This is a genomic window from Aeromicrobium tamlense (assembly GCF_013408555.1).
Taxonomy (GTDB): Bacteria; Actinomycetota; Actinomycetes; order Propionibacteriales; family Nocardioidaceae; genus Aeromicrobium; species Aeromicrobium tamlense.
In genome coordinates this window covers 768,093-787,069 of the sequence record NZ_JACBZN010000001.1, presented here as the reverse complement: position 1 = coordinate 787,069, position 18,977 = coordinate 768,093, and the positions used below count along the sequence as shown (strand labels likewise).

19 protein-coding genes and 1 riboswitch are annotated in these 18,977 nt (G+C 72.3%); of the genes, 8 read left to right on the top strand and 11 right to left on the bottom strand.

Going from position 1 to position 18,977, the window contains the following annotated elements; all coding sequences use genetic code 11:
- Position 1: 1 nt before the first annotated feature.
- Entirely contained in the window at positions 2-1,399 is a 1,398-nt protein-coding gene (gene leuC / locus BJ975_RS03990) for a 3-isopropylmalate dehydratase large subunit (RefSeq protein ID WP_179423863.1), read from the bottom strand.
- Between the two features lie 56 nt (positions 1,400-1,455).
- Between leuC and BJ975_RS03985 the strand changes: the two genes are divergently transcribed.
- On the top strand, positions 1,456-2,166 hold the full coding sequence (locus BJ975_RS03985) for an IclR family transcriptional regulator (protein ID WP_078698542.1): 711 nt from the start codon (positions 1,456-1,458) through the stop codon (positions 2,164-2,166).
- A gap of 23 nt (positions 2,167-2,189) precedes the next feature.
- Here BJ975_RS03985 and BJ975_RS03980 read toward each other — a convergent pair whose 3' ends face one another.
- From BJ975_RS03980 to BJ975_RS03970, 3 genes are all read right to left on the bottom strand, one after another.
- Complete coding sequence (locus BJ975_RS03980) at positions 2,190-2,651, bottom strand: methylated-DNA--[protein]-cysteine S-methyltransferase (protein ID WP_179423861.1); 462 nt, start codon at positions 2,649-2,651, stop codon at positions 2,190-2,192.
- Positions 2,648-4,072, bottom strand: a complete 1,425-nt coding sequence (locus BJ975_RS03975; RefSeq protein ID WP_179423859.1) for an AlkA N-terminal domain-containing protein — start codon at positions 4,070-4,072, stop codon at positions 2,648-2,650. The genes BJ975_RS03980 and BJ975_RS03975 overlap by 4 nt, the downstream gene beginning before the upstream one ends.
- Before the next feature lie 62 nt (positions 4,073-4,134).
- The gene (locus BJ975_RS03970) at positions 4,135-5,292 is read right to left on the bottom strand and encodes an HNH endonuclease (RefSeq protein WP_179423857.1); all 1,158 of its coding nucleotides are present in this window, start codon (positions 5,290-5,292) and stop codon (positions 4,135-4,137) included.
- Positions 5,293-5,452: 160 nt separating this feature from the next.
- On the opposite strand from BJ975_RS03970, the gene BJ975_RS03965 reads away from it, so the two are divergent.
- The 3 genes from BJ975_RS03965 (at position 5,453) to BJ975_RS03955 (ending at position 8,242) form a co-directional block, all read left to right on the top strand.
- Positions 5,453-6,553 (top strand): S-(hydroxymethyl)mycothiol dehydrogenase, encoded by a 1,101-nt coding sequence (locus BJ975_RS03965; protein WP_179423855.1) that lies wholly within the window; start codon positions 5,453-5,455, stop codon positions 6,551-6,553.
- Positions 6,553-7,158, top strand: coding sequence for an MBL fold metallo-hydrolase (locus BJ975_RS03960; protein ID WP_179423853.1), 606 nt, complete (start codon positions 6,553-6,555; stop codon positions 7,156-7,158). Before BJ975_RS03965 ends, BJ975_RS03960 begins: the two co-directional genes overlap by 1 nt.
- 166 nt (positions 7,159-7,324) lie before the next feature.
- Entirely contained in the window at positions 7,325-8,242 is a 918-nt protein-coding gene (locus BJ975_RS03955) for a DMT family transporter (protein ID WP_179423851.1), read from the top strand.
- 1 nt (position 8,243) lies between these two features.
- On the opposite strand, the gene BJ975_RS03950 is transcribed toward BJ975_RS03955, so the two are convergent.
- The 6 genes from BJ975_RS03950 to BJ975_RS03925 all read right to left on the bottom strand — a co-directional run bounded on the left by BJ975_RS03950 (position 8,244) and on the right by BJ975_RS03925 (position 13,416).
- On the bottom strand, positions 8,244-8,750 hold the full coding sequence (locus BJ975_RS03950) for a flavin reductase family protein (RefSeq protein WP_179423849.1): 507 nt from the start codon (positions 8,748-8,750) through the stop codon (positions 8,244-8,246).
- Entirely contained in the window at positions 8,747-9,265 is a 519-nt protein-coding gene (locus BJ975_RS03945; protein ID WP_179423847.1) for an NADPH-dependent FMN reductase, read from the bottom strand. Before BJ975_RS03945 ends, BJ975_RS03950 begins: the two co-directional genes overlap by 4 nt.
- Positions 9,266-9,347: 82 nt before the next feature.
- Positions 9,348-10,700, bottom strand: a complete 1,353-nt coding sequence (locus BJ975_RS03940; RefSeq protein ID WP_179423845.1) for an LLM class flavin-dependent oxidoreductase — start codon at positions 10,698-10,700, stop codon at positions 9,348-9,350.
- Positions 10,701-10,726: 26 nt separating this feature from the next.
- Entirely contained in the window at positions 10,727-11,569 is an 843-nt protein-coding gene (locus BJ975_RS03935) for an ABC transporter permease (protein WP_179423843.1), read from the bottom strand.
- Positions 11,562-12,374, bottom strand: coding sequence for an ABC transporter ATP-binding protein (locus BJ975_RS03930; RefSeq protein WP_179423841.1), 813 nt, complete (start codon positions 12,372-12,374; stop codon positions 11,562-11,564). The genes BJ975_RS03935 and BJ975_RS03930 overlap by 8 nt, the downstream gene beginning before the upstream one ends.
- Before the next feature lie 10 nt (positions 12,375-12,384).
- Positions 12,385-13,416: an ABC transporter substrate-binding protein gene (locus BJ975_RS03925; RefSeq protein ID WP_179423839.1), complete on the bottom strand. Its 1,032-nt coding sequence runs from the start codon at positions 13,414-13,416 to the stop codon at positions 12,385-12,387.
- Positions 13,417-13,562: 146 nt separating this feature from the next.
- Between BJ975_RS03925 and BJ975_RS03920 the strand changes: the two genes are divergently transcribed.
- The 3 genes from BJ975_RS03920 to BJ975_RS17075 all read left to right on the top strand — a co-directional run bounded on the left by BJ975_RS03920 (position 13,563) and on the right by BJ975_RS17075 (position 15,829).
- On the top strand, positions 13,563-14,471 hold the full coding sequence (locus BJ975_RS03920) for a LysR family transcriptional regulator (protein ID WP_179423837.1): 909 nt from the start codon (positions 13,563-13,565) through the stop codon (positions 14,469-14,471).
- A gap of 42 nt (positions 14,472-14,513) precedes the next feature.
- Entirely contained in the window at positions 14,514-15,002 is a 489-nt protein-coding gene (locus BJ975_RS03915) for a GNAT family N-acetyltransferase (RefSeq protein WP_179423836.1), read from the top strand.
- 119 nt (positions 15,003-15,121) lie between these two features.
- Positions 15,122-15,829 carry an HNH endonuclease family protein gene (locus BJ975_RS17075; protein WP_179423834.1) on the top strand — a complete coding sequence of 236 codons (708 nt, stop codon included), beginning with the start codon at positions 15,122-15,124 and terminating at the stop codon, positions 15,827-15,829.
- A 21-nt stretch (positions 15,830-15,850) separates the two neighbouring features.
- On the opposite strand, the gene BJ975_RS03905 is transcribed toward BJ975_RS17075, so the two are convergent.
- Positions 15,851-17,200 carry an aminotransferase class V-fold PLP-dependent enzyme gene (locus tag BJ975_RS03905; protein WP_179423832.1) on the bottom strand — a complete coding sequence of 450 codons (1,350 nt, stop codon included), beginning with the start codon at positions 17,198-17,200 and terminating at the stop codon, positions 15,851-15,853.
- A 16-nt stretch (positions 17,201-17,216) separates the two neighbouring features.
- A riboswitch (SAM riboswitch) is annotated at positions 17,217-17,341 on the bottom strand.
- A gap of 159 nt (positions 17,342-17,500) precedes the next feature.
- Between BJ975_RS03905 and BJ975_RS03900 the strand changes: the two genes are divergently transcribed.
- Positions 17,501-18,958 (top strand): dicarboxylate/amino acid:cation symporter, encoded by a 1,458-nt coding sequence (locus BJ975_RS03900; protein ID WP_179423830.1) that lies wholly within the window; start codon positions 17,501-17,503, stop codon positions 18,956-18,958.
- Positions 18,959-18,977 lie beyond the last annotated feature (19 nt).

Sequence of the window (18,977 nt, the reverse complement as noted above, 5' to 3'; positions counted from 1 at the left end):
CTCAGAGGTCGGCCGGCGAGGCCAGGTGGCCGGTGACGGCGGTGGCGACGGCGACGTCGGGCGAGACCAGGTGCGTGCGGCCACCCTTGCCCTGACGGCCTTCGAAGTTGCGGTTGGAGGTCGAGGCGCTGCGCTCGCCCGGCGTGAGCTGGTCGGGGTTCATGCCCAGGCACATCGAGCAGCCCGCGCCGCGCCACTCGGCGCCGGCCTCCTTGAAGACGACATCGAGGCCCTCCTCCTCGGCCTGCAGGCGCACGCGCACCGAGCCGGGGACGACGAGCATGCGGGTGCCCTCGGCGACCTTCCTGCCCTTGATGAGGTCGGCGGCGCGACGCAGGTCGCTGATGCGGCCGTTCGTGCAGGAGCCGACGAAGACGGTGTCGACCGCGATGTCGCGCATCGGCGTGCCGGCTTCGAGGCCCATGTAGCGCAGGGCGTTCTGAGCGGCCTCGCGCTCGTCGGCGTCGGCGAAGTCGGCGGGGGTCGGGACGACGCCGGACAGCGCCACGCCCTGGCCCGGGTTGGTGCCCCACGTGACCCACGGGGTGACCTTCGAGGCGTCGATCGTGACGACCTTGTCGAACGTGGCGTCCTCGTCGGTGACCAGGCTCTTCCAGTAGTCGACGGCGGCGTCCCAGTCGGCGCCCTGCGGCGCGTGCGGGCGGCCCTCGATGTAGTCGAAGGTGGTCTGGTCGGGCGCGATGAGGCCGGCCTTCGCGCCCCACTCGATGCTCATGTTGCAGATCGTCATGCGCTCCTCCATCGAGAGCGCACGGATCGCCTCGCCGCGGTACTCGACGATGTATCCCTGGCCGCCGCCGGTGGTCTCCTGCGTGATGAGCGCGAGGATCAGGTCCTTGGCGGTGGAGCCGGCGGGCAGATCGCCGACGACCTCGACGGCCATCATCTTGGGTTTGGCCTGCGACAGCGACTGGGTGGCGAGCACGTGCTCGACCTCGCTGGTGCCGATGCCGAAGGCGATCGAGCCGAACGCGCCGTGCGTGGAGGTGTGCGAGTCGCCGCACACGATCGTCATGCCGGGCTGCGTCAGGCCGAGCTGCGGGCCGACGACGTGGACGATGCCCTGCTCGATGTCGCCCATCGGGTGCAGGCGCACGCCGAACTCCTGCGCGTTGCGGCGCAGCGTCTCGACCTGCGTGCGCGACACGGGGTCGGCGATCGGCTTGTCGAGGTCGGTCGTCGGAATGTTGTGGTCCTCGGTGGCGAGGGTGAGGTCGGGGCGACGCACGGCGCGTCCGGAGAGGCGGAGTCCGTCGAACGCCTGCGGGCTCGTGACCTCGTGGAGGAGGTGCAGGTCGATGAACAGCAGGTCCGGTTCACCCGGCGCGGAACGGACGACGTGGTCGTCCCAGATCTTCTCGGCGAGCGTCTTGCCCATGATTCACTCTCACTTCGGGGGTTGCGTCTCACAATGCGATACGGCAGTATCAAGACATGGACAACTCTAGCGGAGTCGGCGTTCTCGACAAAGCCGCCCTCGTGCTGGCCGCCCTGGAGCCGGGGCCCGCGACGCTGGCCGGGCTGGTCACGGCCACCGGACTGGCGCGGCCCACGGCTCACCGCCTCGCGGTCGCCCTGGAGCACCACCGGCTCGTCGCGCGCGACATGCAGGGTCGGTTCATCCTAGGCCCGCGCCTGTCCGAGCTGGCCGCCGCTGCCGGCGAGGACCGCCTGCTCGCCGCCGCCGGCCCCGTGCTGGCCCGCCTGCGCGACATCACGGGCGAGTCGGCCCAGCTGTTCCGCCGCCAGGGCGACCACCGCGTGTGCGTCTCCGCGGCCGACCGGCCCACCGGCCTGCGCGACTCGATCCCCGTCGGCAGCCAGCTGACGATGTCCGGCGGCTCGGCCGCCCAGGTGCTGCTCGCGTGGGAGGACCCCGAGCGCATGAACAAGGGCCTCATGAAGGCCACGTTCTCCGCCGCCGAGCTGTCGGCCGTGCGCAAGCGCGGCTGGGCGCAGAGCGTGGGCGAGCGCGAGCCCGGCGTGGGCTCGGTCTCGGCGCCGGTCCGGTCCCCCAGCGGCAAGGTCGTCGCGGCCGTGTCGGTCTCCGGTCCGCTGGAGCGGCTCACCCGCCAGCCCGGCCGCATGCACGCGCCCGCCGTGGTGGCGGCCGCCGAGCGGCTGTCGCAGAACCTGCGCCGCTGACGTCTCGGCGCCGCTCCACTCCTTCAGAAGAGGCCAGGTCGCTCCAGCTCGAGCAGCGTGGTCTTGCGGTCGAGCCCGCCGGCGTAGCCGGTGAGCTTGCCGTTCGACCCGATGACGCGGTGGCACGGCACGACGATCGGGATCGGGTTGGCCCCGTTCGCCGCGCCCACCGCGCGGGAGATGCCGGGCTGGTAGCCCAGGTCGGTCGCGACCTGTCCGTACGTGACGGTCTCGCCGTACGGGATCGTGCGCAGGTAGGCCCAGACCTTCTTCTGGAACTCGGTGCCGTCCGCAGCCACCGGGAGGTCGAACTCGCGGCGGCCGCCGGCGAAGTACTCCTCCAGCTGGTGCTCGGCGGCGTCGAGCAGTGCGTCGTCGACGCGCTCGCCGCGCGGCTCGGCCCCGAAGTCGATCGCGGTGAGCAGCCCGGCGTCGACGTGCAGCCGCAGGCCCCCGATGGGCGAGTCCATCCAGCGTGTCTTCATGCGACCCTCCACAGGTGCAGTGAGGCGTACGACCGCCAGGGTCGCCACCGTTCGGTGCGCGTCCGGTCCAGTCCCTCGCGCGCGAGGACGCGGCGCAGCACGAGGTCGGTGTCGAGCAGGACGTCGGGGTCCCCGAGCGCCCTCATCCTGACGTAGTCGGCGGTCCACGGGCCGATCCCCCGGACCGCGAGCAGCCGCTCGCGCGCGGCCGCGCGGTCGGCTCCGGGGTGCAGGTCGAGGTCGCCCGAGGCCACCGCGTGGGCGACGGCGAGGATCGCGGCGGCACGGCCACGCGGCATCGCGAACTCCTCGGGCGCCGCCTCGGCGACGGACTCGGCCGTGGCGAACGCGTGGGTGAGGCCGTGGCGGTGGGCGAGCTCGAGGTCGACCTCGGTCCCGCGCGAGCGCGCGACCCGACCCAGGATCGTGCGCGCGCCCGCCACCGAGACCTGCTGGCCGACGATCGCGCGCATCACCATCTCGAAGCCGTCGACCTGGCCGGGCAGTCTCATGCCGGGCGCCTCCTGCACGAGACGCGCGAGCAGCGGGTCGGCTGACAGGGCCTCGTCGATCGCGGCGGGATCGGCGTCGAGGTCGAGCAGCCGACGGCACCGCTGCACCGCCGGGGCGAGGTCGCGCAGGTCGGTCAGCTCGAGCTCGGCCGAGACGCGTTCGTCGTGCAGGGTGAGCTCGACCGCGCCGACGCCGTGCGGGAGGTTCAGGACGCGGGCGTACGTACGACCGTCGACCCGCTCGACGCCCTCGATGGCGCGGGGCGCGAACCAGTCGAGGAGCGCGGCTCCCTGGAACGGCGGCCGCAACGCCAGCTCCAGCTGGATCCGGCCCGCGCCGGGATGGCTGGAGCGGCGCGACCGCGCGCGCAGCTCGCGCGGGGTGAGGTCGAACGACTCGCGGATGGAGTCGTTGAACTGCCGCACCGAGCCGTAGCCCGCCGCGAACGCCACGTCGGCGGCGCGCATCGTCGTGGTCTCGAGCAGGATCCGCGCCGTGCGTGCCCGGTTGCTGCGGGCGATCGCCTGAGGTCCGGCGCCGAGCTCGGTGGTGACGAGCCGGTTGACCTGGCGCTCGCTGTAGCCGAGCCGGTCGGCCAGGCCGCTGACCCCCTCGCGCTCGACGACGCCGTCGCCGATCATCCGGACGGCCCGCGCCACGACGTCGGCCCGGACGTTCCACTCGGGCGAGCCGGGCGTGCTGTCGGGCCGGCAGCGACGGCAGGCGCGGTAGCCCGAGCGCTCGGCGGCCGCCGCCGACGGGTAGAACGTGACGTTCGCCTGCCGGGGCGTGACGGCCGGGCACGAGGGTCGGCAGTAGATGCCCGTGGTGCGCACGGCCGTGAAGAAGACGCCGTCGAACCGGGCGTCGCGCGCGCTCACGGCGCGGTAGCAGTCGCTCGGTTCCATGGCTCCATCCTGACCCACCCGGCATGACACTTCTCGCGGGAATCGGACACGACCGTCGGCCCTCAGCCCGCGCGGGCGAGAGCGACGTCGTGCCGGTGCTCATGACGGTGGCAGGCACTGCAGAGTCCGACGAGGTTCGCGAGGTCGGTCGGGCCACCGTCGGACCATCGCCGTCGGTGGTGGACGTGGTCGACGGTGTTCCGGCAGTGCTCGGTGGCGCAGCGACCGGCCTGCTGGAACCAGACCGCGTGGCGCTGCTTCGGCATGGCGTCGCGATGACGGCGACCGACGTCGAGGACCGTGCGGTTGGCCTCGATCCGGTCGACGAGGACCGGCACCAGATCCGCCCCGCACGTGAGGTGGGCCAGCAGGTTCGGGCCCACATGGCCGAAGCCCTGCAGGACCGCGGGCTCGACCGGCTCGAACGCGCTGGCGGTGTCCGGCGCGAGGGCACGCTGGAGCGTGCCGGCGTCGACCACGACGTGCACCTGCGGACGGACGGTGCCGTCGGTGGGCAGACCCTCGGCCAGCACCCGGGTGAGCACCAGATCGAGTCCGTCGATGCGCCGCTGCGACGCCGTGCGCCGGTCGCCGGCCTCGCGCGGCACCGCGACGGCGTCGAGCACGGCCTGCAGCTTCGCGCCGACCTCGATGGGCAGGAACCCCGTGACGTGCCAGCCGTCGGGCAGCGGGTTCAGGCTGAGGTGCGCCTTGTCGGCGCCGGCGATCCAGGCCTCGTCCAGCTCCTCGGGGTGCACGACCGAGCGCAGTCGGTCGACGAGCGACTTCACTCGCGACGGCGGGTGGAGCTCGGCCACGGCGACGAGGTGCGCCTCGACACGGCGGACCTCGGCCTCGTCGACGTGGGCCAGCGCGAAGGAGAACCGCGCGACGTGCTCGGACGAGACCCGCCCGGCGCGGGCGGCCTCGCCCACCGCCGGCAGCTCGCGCATCGTGACGCCGGCGCGGATCAGCTGGCGCGTGCGGCGGGCGTCCTGGCGCAGCTCGCGGCGCGCCCAGGTGGTGGTGCTGGAGGCGTCCTCGGCGACGAAGGCCTTCGTCCGGTCGATCTCCTCGAGCCGCTCGGCGAGGGCCGCCTCGGCGGCGTCACGCAGGGCCGCCAGCGCGCGAGCCTCGTCGGACACGGAGCACGTCACCGACTGGAGCGCGGACGCGCAGCGGCGCATGACCTCGACCAGCTCCGCGTCCCCCGACTGCATGCGTCGATCCTATCGCTCATATGTTCGATTCGTGCGTTCTTTCTCCTGCCGTCTCAATACGCGGACATCGCCCGCCTGCGCTGAGCGCACACCGGCCGTTCGCGCCTCACGAGCCACTCTGGCAGGCTCGCTGGTGAACCCCCGAAGCAAGGAGACAGCCGTGCAGCAGGTCAAGGGCGTCATCGCCCGCGCGAAGGACGCGCCGGTCGAACTGGTCACCATCAACGTCCCCGATCCGGGCCCGGGCGAGGCCGTGGTGACGATCCAGGCGTGCGGCGTCTGCCACACCGACCTGCACTACCGTCAGGGCGGCATCAACGACGAGTTCCCGTTCCTGCTGGGCCACGAAGCAGCCGGCGTCGTGGAGTCGGTCGGCGAGGGCGTCACCGAGGTCGCGCCCGGAGACTTCGTGGTCCTCAACTGGCGCGCGGTCTGCGGCCAGTGTCGCGCGTGCAAGCGCGGCGACCTCCAGTACTGCTTCGCCACGCACAACGCCAAGCAGAGGATGACGCTCGAGGACGGCACCGAGCTCTCCCCCGCCCTGGGCATCGGCGCGTTCATCGAGAAGACCCTCGTCGCCGCCGGTCAGTGCACCAAGGTCGACCCCGAGGCCCGGCCCGCCGCGGCCGGCCTGCTGGGCTGCGGCGTCATGGCCGGCATCGGGGCCGCCATCAACACCGGCGCCCTCACCCGCGGACGCTCCGCCGCCGTCATCGGCTGTGGCGGCGTCGGCGTCGCCGCGGTCGCGGGTGCGGCCCTGGCCGGAGCCAGCCCGATCATCGCCGTGGACATCGACCCGGCGAAGCTCGAGGCGGCCACCAAGATGGGCGCCACCCACACCGTCGACTCGTCGAGGGTGGACCCGGTCGAGGAGATCAAGCGCATCTGCGCCGAGACCTACGAAGGCGCCGAGGGCGCGGACGTCGTGATCGAGGCCGTCGGTCGCCCCGAGACCTGGAAGCAGGCCTTCTACGCCCGTGACCTCGCCGGCACCGTGGTCCTCGTCGGCGTCCCGACGCCCGACATGACCGTTCCCGACCTGCCCCTGATCGACGTCTTCGGACGCGGCGGCGCACTCAAGTCCAGCTGGTACGGCGACTGCCTGCCCAGCCGCGACTTCCCGATGCTCATCGACCTGTACCGCCAGGGTCGCCTCGACCTCGACGCGTTCGTCACCGAGGAGATCGGCATCGAGGACGTGGAGGCCGCGTTCGAGAAGATGCACCACGGCGACGTCCTGCGCTCGGTGGTGGTGCTCTGATGGGCGCGCGCCTCGACTACGGCGTCGTCTCGGGCACCTTCAGCCTGGACGGCGAGACGTTCGACGTCGACAACAACGTGTGGATCGTGGGCGACGACAGCGAGTGCGTCCTGATCGACGCGCCGCACGACGTCGACGCGATCCTGCACCTGATCGGCCGCCGCACCCTCACGGCGATCGTGCTGACGCACGCGCACGACGACCACTGCCGCATCGCGCCCGAGCTGCGCGAGCGCACCGGTGCGCCGATCTGGTTGAACCCGGAGGACCGCCCGCTGTGGGAGCTCACGCACCCCGACGCCACCTGGGACGAGGATCTCGTCGACGGCACGGAGATCACGGTCGCCGGCACCACGCTGCGCGCGATCCACACGCCGGGCCACGCGCCGGGCGCGACGTGCCTGCTGGCGGAGGAGCTGGGCTGCGTCTTCACCGGCGACACCCTGTTCCACGGTGGGCCGGGCGCGACGGGTCGCTCGTATAGCGACGTCGACGTCATCCGCGCCTCGATCACCGAGCGGCTGTTCACGCTGCCGCCCGAGACCGTCGTGCACACCGGCCACGGCCAGGACACCACCATCGGCGCGGAGCGCGACCGGACGTAGGTCTCGAGAGGGCGGTGAGCCCTCAACCCTTCCCGCCCGACCGCGGTCAGCCGTCAACCGAACGAGGCCCTCTTTCGGTTGACGGCTGACCGGAGGGTGCGCGGAAGGGTTGACCTCTCACCGCCCACCAGCGTGACCCGGAGGGGGCGGACCCTAGTCTGGGCGCGTGAACGCGCGCCTCGGACTGCTGCAGGTCTGCGCGGCGGGCGTGCTGTGGGGCACGGGCGGCCTCGTCGTCACCGTCCTGCACGAGCGCGACGGCGTCGGTGCGATGACCGTCAGCGCGTGGCGCATGCTCATCGCGGCGGTCGCGCTGGTCGCGTTCGTGGTGCTGACGAGGCGCCTCGGGTCGGTGCGCACCGTCCTGCGTGAGCACCCCGTGACCGCGATCGTCATCGGCTGCGGCACCGCGATCTACCAGGGCCTCTACTTCGTCTCGGTGCTCATGGTCGGCGTCAGCGTGGCGACCGTGGTCTCCCTCGGACTGGCTCCCGTCCTCGCCGCGACGTGGGAGCACCTGCGCGCGAGGACCCGACCCGGCGTGCCCGACGTCGCGGTCCTCGCGGCCGCGCTGACCGGTCTCGTGCTGATCAGCGCGACCGCCGGGCACGGGACCGCCGCCCCCGCCGACCGTCCCGTGCTGGGGCTCGTGCTCGCCGTCGCCGCGGGCGCCACCTACGCCGCCACCACGGTGCTGGGCCACGTGCTGGCGCCGCGTCTCGAGCCCGTCGCCCTCACCACGTGCGCCACCGGTGCGGGTGCGGTGCTGCTGGCACCGTTCCTCGTGCTGGCCGTCGCCTCGGGCGAGCCGGTGGCCGGCACGTCCCCCGGGTCGCTGGCGCTGCTGGCCTACCTCGGCATCGCCACGATGGCGCTGTCCTACGGCCTGCTCTACGCGGGCCTGCGCACCACGTCGGGCTCGGCCGCCACGGTGGCCACCCTCGTCGAGCCGATCTCGGCCGCCGCGCTCGCCGCGGTGGTGCTGGGAGAGCGGCTCGGACCGGCCGGCCTCGTCGGGGCGGTGCTCATCCTGTGCGCCGTGGTCGCGCTGCGCCCCGAGGAGGACCAGCCGGTCGCGGCCTGACCTACTCCGCGACGGCCAGCCGGCCGAAGGCGCTGCGGTGGAACAGCAGCGGTCCCCCGTCGACGCGGTGGTCGACGGCGTGCAGCTCGAGCAGCACGAGGACGTGGTCACCGGCCTCCACCTCCCGGTGGATCGTCGTGTCGAACGTGGCCATGCCGTCGTCGACGAAGATCGCCCCCTCAGGGCTGACGCTGTACTCGATCCCCTCGAAGCGCTGCTCCACCGGGCCCGCGAGCTGCCGGCACAGGGGTCCGTGATGGCTGGCCAGCACCGTGACGCCGAGCCGCTCGGCCCGGCGCAGGTCGGGCCAGGTCTTCGACGTGGCGGCCAGGTTGATGGAGACGAGTGGCGGGTCGAGGCTCACGCTGGTGAAGCTGCTGGCCGCGAGGCCGACGGGCTCACCGTCGACCTCGGCGGCCACCGCCACCACGCCCGTGGGGAAGTTCCCGAACGCCGACCGCAGGCGCCCCGCGTCGAGGTCCTGGTTCGTGGGGAAGAACGCGGTCATGCGACCGCCTGCAGGAGGCCCCGCACGATGGGCCGGGTGGCCTCGAGCCACGGCTCGTACGCGCCGGGGTCGCCGTACTGGGAGTCCAGGACGAACAGGCCCCGGCCCGGGACCGTGGCGCCGAGCTCGGTGAGGACCGGCCGCAGCGTGAGCTCGGGCGCGAGCGCGTGGCCCGGGCCGGCGCCGAGCAGCAGCGGCACCGCCAGCCCGCGCAGTCCCGTGCCGCCGGCGAACCGGTCGAGGAACACCTTGAGCAGTCCCGTGTAGGTCCCCTTGTAGGTCGGCGAGGCCACGACCACGAGGTCGGCCCCACCGACCTGCGCGACGAGCTCGGTCACCTCGGCGGAGCCCCCGTCGAGGACGGCCGGGCCGAGGGTGGCGAGGTCGACCACGAGGTCGGGCTCGCCGCCCGTGAGCTCGCGCGCCACGTGCGTGGCGGCCGAGAGCGTGCGCGAGGCAGCCTTCGGGTTGCCCACGACCACGGCCGTGCGGACGGCGTCTCCGTACTCAGACACTCTGCTGTTCTCAGACGCTCTGCTGTCCTCAGACACTCTGCTGTCCTCAGACACTCTGTCGTTCTCAGACACTCTGTCGTTCTCAAACAACGTGAGCCTCCTGCTGCGCCTCCGCGCCGTACAGCGAGTCCGGACGGGACAGCCCGAAGTGGTCGCGCAGCGTGGATCCGGTGTACTCGGTGCGGAAGAGGCCGCGATCCTGGAGGATCGGGACGACCTTCTGCGTGAACTCCTGCAGCAGCTGCGGGTACAGCGGCGGCATGACGTTGAAGCCGTCGGCGGCGCCGTTCTGGAACCACTCGGTGATGATGTCCGCCACCTGGGTGGGCGTGCCGGCGACGACGTGGTGGCCGCGCGCGCCGGCCAGCCGGTGCAGCAGCTCGCGCAGCGTCAGGCGGTCGCGCTCGACGATGTTGGCGATCACCTGCAGGCGGCTGCGGTTGTTGTCGAGGACGTCGCCGGCCTGGCCGAAGACGTCGAGCGGCACGGGCTCGTCGAGCTCGAGGTGTGCCAGCGAGACGCCGGCCAGTCCCTCCAGCTGCGCGATGCCGTAGGCGGGCACGGTCAGCGAGTTCACGTACCGCTGGAGCTCCTCGGCCTCGGCCTGCGTGTCGGCCACGAAGGGGCTGAGGCCGGGCAGGATCTTCACGTCGTCGGGCGAGCGGCCGAACGCCGCCGCGCGCGACTTGATGTCGGCGTAGAACGCCTGCGCGTCGCCGAGCGTCTGGTGGGCGGTGAAGATCGCCTCGGCGTTGCGGCCGGCGAAGGCGCGACCGTCGTTCGACGATCCGGCCTGCACGTAGACCGGACGACCCTGCGGCGAGCGCGGCTGGGACAGGGGCCCCTCCACCTGGAAGTGGTTGCCGACGTGGTGGATCGAGTGGACCTTCTCGGGGTCGAAGAAGCGTCCCGACTCGCGGTCGGCCAGGACGGCGTCGTCCTCCCAGCTGTCCCAGAGCTTCGTGACGACGTCGATGAACTCCTGCGCCCGGATGTAGCGCTCGGACGCGCTGGGCAGCTCGGACAGGCTGAAGTTCCGCGCGACCGCCTCGGACTGGGTGGTCACGATGTTCCAGCCGGCGCGGCCGCGCGAGATCGTGTCGAGCGAGGAGAACAGCCGCGCGAGGTTGTACGGGTCGTAGAACGTGGTCGACGCGGTGGCGATCAGGCCGATCCGCTCGGTCCGCGCCGCGATCGCCGCGAGCCGCGTGATCGGCTCGAGGTGTCCGGCGGGCCGGAACGGGGTGGCCGCCCACAGGCCCGGGGCGTCGGCGAAGAAGATCGCGTCGAACTTCGCCTCCTCCGCGATCTGCGCGTTGGTGGTGTCGAAGTCGATGTCGTGGATGCGGTCGACGGCCGAGTCGGGGTGCCGCCACGAGGCCTCGTGGTGGCCGGTGTCGTGCAGGAAGGCGTTGAGGCTGAGCTGACGAGTCATGGGGATCTCTCTTCCGGGAGGAGGGGTCAGAGGGCGCGCCACCGCGAGAAGCGGCGCTCGAGGGCGACGAGTCCGTAGTTCACGGCCACGCCGATGAGGGAGGTGGTGAGGATCGCGGCGTACATCTTCGGGATGAGGAAGTTGAACTGCGCGTAGTTGATGAGGAAGCCCAGGCCGGCGTCCGCGCCGATCATCTCGGCGGCGATGAGCACCAGGATCGCGGCGGCGCCCGAGATGCGGATGCCGGTGAAGATCGTGGGCACGGCCGCCGGGAAGGCCACCTTGCGGAACGTGGCGACGGGCGAGAGCCCGAGCACCCGCGCCGACCGGAGCAGCTGCGGGTCCACGCTGGACACGCCCGCGATCGTCGACAGCAGGATCGGGAAGAAGCAGGCGTAGAGGACGATCGCGATCTTCGAGGTCTCCCCCAGCCCGAGCAGCAGGATGAACACGGGCAGGATCGCCAGCGCCGCGGTGTTGCGGAACAGCTCGAGCGACGGGGTGAAGAACTCGCGCACGGGCCGGTACCAGGCGATCGCGGCCCCCAGCGGGATCGCGATGACGATCGCCAGGGCGAAGCCGATCACCGAGCGCTGCAGGCTCGCCGAGACGTGGCGCCACAGCTCGCCGTCGAGCACCATCGACCACCACTCCTGCAGCACGACGTGCAGCGGCGGGATCGAGTACGCGTCCACCAGCCCGATGCGCGGAGCGAGCTCCCACACCAGGGCGAGGGCGACGAGGCCGGCGGCGCCCCGAGCGACGGCCACCGCACGGTCGCGGCCGGGCGAGGCGGCACGGGCCTTGGCGGCCTCCTCCTGGCGGGGGTTGGGCCGCGCGGCAGTCCGCTCGGTCAGCAGGTCAGACATGGGCCAGCTCCTTCGCGGCGGTCTTCTCGCGCAACAGCGACCAGATGTGGTGCCGGTGCTCGGTGAACGCGGGCGTCGCGCGGACGTCCTCGTCGTGGGCGCCCGACCGGTCGAGGTCGATCGTGACGATCTCCTTGATCCGCCCGGGGCGACCGCTCATGACGGCGACGCGCTGGCCCAGGAACACGGCCTCCTCGATGTCGTGCGTGATGAACACGACCGTCGTGCCGGTGTGCTCCCAGATCCGGACGAGCTCCTCCTGGAGGCGCTCGCGGGTCTGGGCGTCGAGCGCGCCGAACGGCTCGTCCATCAGCAGGACCTGCGGCTGGTACGAGAGGCTGCGCGCGATGGCCACGCGCTGCTTCATGCCGCCCGAGAGCTCGTGCGGGTAGCGGTTCGCGAACTCGCCCAGGCCGACCAGGTCGAGGTACTCGCGGGCGGTCGCGGCCCGCTCGGCCCTCGACAGTCCGCCCTTGGCCTCGAGGGCGAACTCGATGTTCGCCGCGGCCGAGCGCCACGGCAGCAGCGTGTACTGCTGGAACACGACGCTGCGATCGAGGCCGGGGCCCGTGATCGGCGTGCCGTCGACCGTGACCGTGCCGGACGTCGGCGTCGCCAGGCCCGAGATCAGGTCGAGCACGGTGGACTTGCCGCAGCCGGACGGGCCGACGAGGGTCAGGAACTCCCCTGCCCGGATGTCCAGGTCGAGCCCGTCGAGCGCGACGAACTCGCGCAGTTTCCTGTCCTCGTCGCCGCGGACCCAGAAGGTCTGGCCGACGTTCCTCAGCTCGATGCGTGAACTCATGGCTGCCTCCTCAGGCGTTCGGGTTGAGCTCGTTGGTGTAGACGTCGGAGATCTTCAGCTTCTTGGCGTCGATGTCGCCGCGGCTGTCGAGCCAGTCGACCCAGCGGGAGATGTCCTCGTCGTGGATGACGGGCTTGGCGTCGATGCCGAGCGTGCCGGGGAAGTTGGTCTTGATCGGCTCGATGTAGTCGCCGTAGCCCTCCTTCTCCAGGTACGGGAAGTAGACGTCGAAGACCTCCTGCTTGTCGTGGGTCTCGATGAACTCGATCGCCGCGGCGACGCCCTCGACGAGCTGGCGTGAGGTGTTCGGGTTCTTCTCGATGAACTCGTTGCGCAGCGTCAGCCCGCCGCCGGCGTACGGGGCACCGACGACGTCGATGTCGCGGTGCAGCGTGCGGATCTCGTACTGCGCCTCGGTCTGGCGCTTGCCCAGGAAGCTGACGACGGCGGCGTCGATCTTGCCGCTGCCGAGGGCCTCGGGGATGTTGAGCGGCGGCAGCGGGACGAGCGTGACCTTGTCCTGCTCGGCCTGGTTGAGGCCCTCCTGGTCGAACCACGTGTCCAGCACGGCCTCGGCGTTCGCGCCGAGCGTGTTGACGGCGATCTTCTTGCCGACGAGGTCCTTCGCGTCCTGGATCGGCGACTCGTCGAGGACGACGAGCTGCGAGTTCGTGGTCTCGTTCGAGCCGTAGAACGGGATGACCGCCTTGATCGGCGCGCCCGTGGCCACGAGCTGGGCGATCGCGCCGTAGAAGGCGGAGCCGCCGATGTCGGTCTGGTTCGAGACGAGCGCCTGGAGGGCCTGCGGGCCGCCCGTGACGTCGCCGACCCGCTTGAGCGTCAGGCCCTCGAACTCGCCGAGCGCGTCGGCGAGCAGGAACGCGTCGACCGCACCCGCGTAGCTCTGGTAGCGGATCGTGGTCTCCTCCTTCCCCGAGTCCGCGCCGGCGCTGCCACAGGCGGTCAGGCTCGTCGCGGCGAGCGCGGCGGCCGCGGCGACGACCAGGGTGCGGAGGAACCGGTGGGAACGGACGTGAGTCATGAGTGCCTTCTTCTCGTGAGGGGCGCTGTTGCGTGTCGACGACGCTACGAACGCCGGCACCGGGTCCGGCCCCATCTCACGACGCGGGAGATCACCCGACAGGCGTCGCCGATCACGTAGCGTCGCCCGTCAACGGGGAGGTGAGCATGCGACTGGAGCAGCTCGAATACGTCAGGGCGGTGAGCGAGCAGGGCTCGCTGCGTCGCGCCGGGGAGCACCTGCACGTGTCGCTGCCGGCGCTCAGCGAGGCGGTCACCAAGCTCGAGCGCGAGCTCGGCGTGACGCTCGTCGACCGGCACCGCTCGGGCACCCGCATCAACGGCACGGGACGGGAGCTGCTGCCGCGGATCCTCGAGGTCCTCGACGCCGTCGACCGGCTGCGCGCGGCCGCTCGCGGCGAGTCGCAGTTCCACCGGCCCACGCGCGTCGGCAGTGTCTACTTCGGCGTCACCGCGCTCGTCCTGCCGGCGCTGCGAGGGCACGAGCTCGACCACGAGCACACCTCGGTCGACCTGCGCCAGCTGCGTCACGGCGAGGTCCGCGACGGCCTGCGCGACGGCTCGCTCGATCTCGGCCTCGTGACGCTGCTGCCCGGCGACGACGTGCACCCCGACCTCGTCGCGACCGAGCTGTTCCACGGCCGGCCGGTGGCGGTGCTGCCCGCCGACCACCCGCTCGCGGAGCGCGCCACCGTCACCGTCGACGACCTGCGCCAGGAGGTCTTCGTCGGCGCCCGCCCCGGCTACCTGATGCACCGGGTGGCGCACCGCGTCTTCGGTGACTCGCCGCCGTTGAAGTGGCACACCGCCGACAGCGCCGATGTGTGCCAGCAGATGGTCTCCTCGGGCATCGGCGTCTCGCTCATGCCCGACTTCACGTCCTTCGACCTGCGCGAGGCGAGCACGCGGCTCGCGTTCCGCCCCATCGAGGACGAGGGCACCGTGATCCGGATGGCCCTGCTGCGCCGCCGCGGCGCCCGGCCGACGAAGGCGGCGCAGGACCTCCACGACCTCCTCGTGCACCACGCGACGCGGTACGTCAGCGAGCCGGCCTGACGCCGAGCGCTCCCGTCGTCCGCGGGCTGTGAGACTGGCGGCATGGACACCCTCACGCTGGACGGCCGCACCTTCGCGCTCGAGCGCGCCGCCGAGCCGGACGTGCCCGGCATCGTCGCGCTGCTGACCGACGACGAGATCGGCGCGGGTCGCGAGTCGGTGGATCTCGCGCCCTACGTCGAGGCGTTCCGCGACGTCGACCGGGACGACGCCCACCTCCTGGTGGTGGTCCGCGACGACGACGGCATGCTCGTCGCGACGATGCAGCTGACGCTGCTGCCCGGGCTGTCGCGCGGCGGGACGAAGCGGCTGCTGATCGAGGCGGTCCGCGTGGCGTCGTCGACCCGCGGCTCCGGGCTCGGGCGCGCCCTGATCGGCTGGGCCCACGCGTGGGGCGCGGCTCGCGGGGCCACCCTCGCGCAGCTGACCTCGGACAAGCGCCGCACCGACGCCCACCGCTTCTACGAGTCCCTCGGCTACACGGCGAGCCACGAGGGGTTCAAGCGGCCCTTGGAGTCCGACGCGCCCTGACGGGGACGGATCTCGGTACCAAGACGTCGTCGGGGCGACCGCAACATCGAAAGATCAGTCCCCACCGGACGCGCGCGCCGGACGGCTTCACTGTCGGACCCACGTGCCACAGTGGCCCCGTGCGTCTCCGGTCCGTGCTGCTCTCGCTGCTCCTCGTCCCGCTCGCGGGGTGCGAGCTGCTCGACCTCGTCGAGTCAGCGGGCGACGACGCCGCGGTCGCGCCGGCGCCCACGCTCGAGCCGGCCGAGGCGCGCTCGGCGCTCGACGCCCTGCGCACCGTCGACCGCCGCCCGCGCGTGCCTGCCTACGACCGCGAGGCCTTCGGTCCGGCGTGGCGGGACGTCGACCGTAACGGCTGCAACCAGCGCGACGACGTGCTGCTGCGCGACGCGGTGCCGGGCACCGTCGTCGTCCAGGTGCAGCGCTCGTGCCCGCACGACGTGATCGCGGGGACGTGGACGGACCCGTACCACGGTACGCGCCTGGAGTTCGACGACCTCAAGGACCAGCGTCAGGCCCAGGCGATCCAGATCGACCACGTCGTCCCGCTCGCCGAGGCCTGGGTCTCGGGCGCGCACGCGTGGAGTGCCGAGCGACGCTCACGGTTCGCGAACGACCTGCCGTCGCTCGTGGCGGCGGACGGCCCGACGAACGCCTCGAAGGGCTCGCAGGACCCCGCCGGTTGGCGACCGAAGGCCGCCTTCCAGTGCGCCTACGCCACCCGCTGGATCGACGTGAAGCAGCGCTGGGACCTCGCCGTCGACACGAGCGAGGCCCGCGCCCTGGCCTCGATGCTGGACACCTGCCCCACGCCGTCGCCCGCCTGACGCCCTCCGCCGGCGCGGCGGTCAGACGGTGACCGGCGCGCAGGCCGCCGCGGTGGCGACGAGGCGGTCGATGTCGAGGGACGCCGGAGTCGGGCGGGGGTCGTCCACGACGACCCACACCCCGGCTTCGCGGCGGTACTCGGCCGCGCGCTCCCCCGCCACCCAGGCGCGCACGCCGGACAGGAGGCGCTCGACGTCCTCGGCGCGGCTGCCCACGCCGATGCTCGCCCGGACCGCGCCGTCGCCCCAGCCGAGTCGGTCGAGCAGCGGGTGAGCGCAGAACCGGCCGTCACGCACGGACACACCGTGCTCGGCCGCCAGGAACGCCGCCAGCAGACCCGGATCGACTCCCTCGAGGCGGAACGTCACCACGCCGATCGGCTCGGCCGAGTCCGACCAGATCCGCGCGACGTCGACGCCGGGGAGCTCGCGCAGGCCCTCCACCAGTCGCGAGCGCAGCGAGGACTCGTGCGCGGCCACCGCGTCGGGCTCGAGCGACGACAGCGCCTCCGCTGCGGCCGCCAGGGCGACGGCACCGACGAGGTTCGGCGTGCCCGCCTCGTGCCGGGCGGGCCCGTCGGTCCACTCGACGTCCTCGTCGGTGATCCGCCGCACCGCCCCGCCACCGGCCAGGTACGGCTCGATCCCCTCGAGCCAGTCAGGACGGCCCACGAGCGCACCCGCGCCGAACGGGGCATGCACCTTGTGGCCGGAGAAGGCGACGTAGTCGACACCCGACTCGGCCAGCGAGAGCGACCGGTGGGCCAGCAGCTGCGCGCCGTCGACGAAGACCCGCGCGCCGTACCGGTGGGCGAGGTCGACGACCGCGTCGATCGGCAGCGACTCCCCCGTGACGTTCGAGGCGCCCGTGACCGACAGCAGGCTGATCTGGCGCCGCGACAGCACCGAGGCGAGCGCCTTCAAGGTGGCACCGACGGTGGCCTGGACCCCGAGCACCTCGCAGCCGCCGAGGCTGCGCCGCCACGGCAGCAGGTTCGCGTGGTGCTCCACGTCGAGCACCAGCACCCGCCCGGGCACCGCGCCCGCCAGCAGGTTGGTGGCATCGGTGGTGTTGCGCGTGAAGATCGTGACGTCGGCGGAACGCGCGCCGACGAACGAGCCGACGGCCTCGCGCGCCTGCTCGTACAGCGCGGTCGACACCTGCGAGGCGTAGCCGGCGCCGCGGTGGACGCTGGCGTACCAGGGCAGCACGGCGTTCACGCGCTCGGCGACGGAGGCCAGCGCGGGCGCGCTGGCCGCGCCGTCGAGATTGACGTGACGCACCGACCGTCCGTCGACGAGGGGGACGGTGACGTCGGCGCCCACGAGGGGCAGCAGCGGGCAGTCGGCGTGGGACAGGACAGACGACATGGAGGACCTCCGGGGTGACTCGCGCTTGCCCCGGCCGGTCGGCCGAGGCCCGGTCCTCACCCGGAGCACCCCGCCGCGACGGAGGGTTGCCGACCAGCAAGCCGGGGCTGTGCGTCGAGGACGCGGCTGGCACTCGTGACCGTGGGCGAGAGCCTGCCAGTCGGCTCGGACTACCACGACAAATCTCATCATGCGGACGTCGTCCCAATAATTGAGATCGCCATTCGACGCGCTCACCGACCGACAGGATCACCATCAGCGCCCGGGATCCGACCCGCGCCGATCTCGAGGAGGAGCCGCGTGGACACGTGGAACCTGGTGGCCCTGGCCGTGACCTTCGGCCTGTTCGCGGGCGTGTGGGTCCTGGGCCGCATCGGCGTGAACTTCGCCGTGCTGACGATCGGGGCGCTGGTCGTCGGCGCCGCCGTCGGCGTCGTCTTCCGCGACCACGTCGACTACCTCGCACCGCTCGGGCGGATCTACATCAACCTGCTGCTGGCGATCGTCGCGCCGCTGGTGATCGTGTCCATCCTGTCCAGCGTCACGTCGCTCGGCTCCACCGCGAAGCTCCGCACGATCGGCCTCTCGTCCACGGCGTGGCTGCTCGGCATGAACCTCATCGCCATCCTGCTGACGCTCGGGCTCACCCTCGAGCTGGGGATCGGCAAGAACGCCGACCTCGAGACCGCCGGCGTCGACACCCGCTCCCTCGACGAGATCCAGAAGCCGTTCGCCGAGGTCTTCATCGGGTTCTTCCCGACGAACATCGTCAAGGACGTCTCGGAGAACAACATCATCCCGATCATCGTCTTCACGCTGCTCGTCGCGGTGGCCACCGCGGTCGTCGCGGAGCGGTCGCCGAAGACGGTCGCGCCGTTCCTGAACCTCGTCGAGGCCGGCCGCGTCATCATCTACAAGGCCGTCGGCTACGTCATCGCCCTGACCCCCTACGCGGTCCTGGTGCTGACGGCGGGCGCCGCCTCCTCCGCGGTCGGCCGCCGCGACCAGCTGCTCTCGCTGCTGGGCCTGCTGGTGGTCGGCTACGTCGCCTGCTTCGTGCACACGTTCGTCGTGAACGCGGTGATCCTGCGCAGCGCCGCCCACGTGAGCCCGCTCGCGTTCTTCCGCAAGATCTTCCCGGCACAGAGCACCGCGTTCACGACGCAGAGCAGCGCCGGCACCCTGCCCGTCACCACCACGGTGCTGACCCAGCGCGTGGGCGTCCCGTCCGACGTCGCCGGCTTCACCGCGCCGCTCGGCACCACGATCGGCATGCCGGGCTGCGCCGGCATCTGGCCGATCATGCTCGCGGTCTACGCCATCAACGGCCTCGGACTGTCCTACGGGCTGGCGGACTACGCGCTGCTCGTCGTGCTGTGCCTCCTGGTGTCGATCGGCACCGCCGGCGTCCCCGGCACCGCCACGATCGTGGCCACCACCGTGCTCACCGCGGCCGGCCTGCCGCTCGAGGTCGTCATCCTCACGCTGCCGATCAGCGCGATCGTCGACATGGCGCGCACGATGACCAACGTCACCGCCGCCGCGGTCGCGGCCACCGTGGTGGCTCGCCGCGTCGGACGTCTCGACGACGACGTGTTCGCCGGCCGCAAGGAGGCCGTCGTCCCGCACGAGGCCTCGGCCAAGGAGCGCCTCGAGGCCGCGGTCGGCGAGATCCCCGTGGCCCGCGGCGTCCCCGTCGGCGCCTGCTCGATCGACGACCGTCCCACCGAGCGCCGTCCGCTCGGCTCCACCCGCTGACCCCGCACCCCCCCCCACC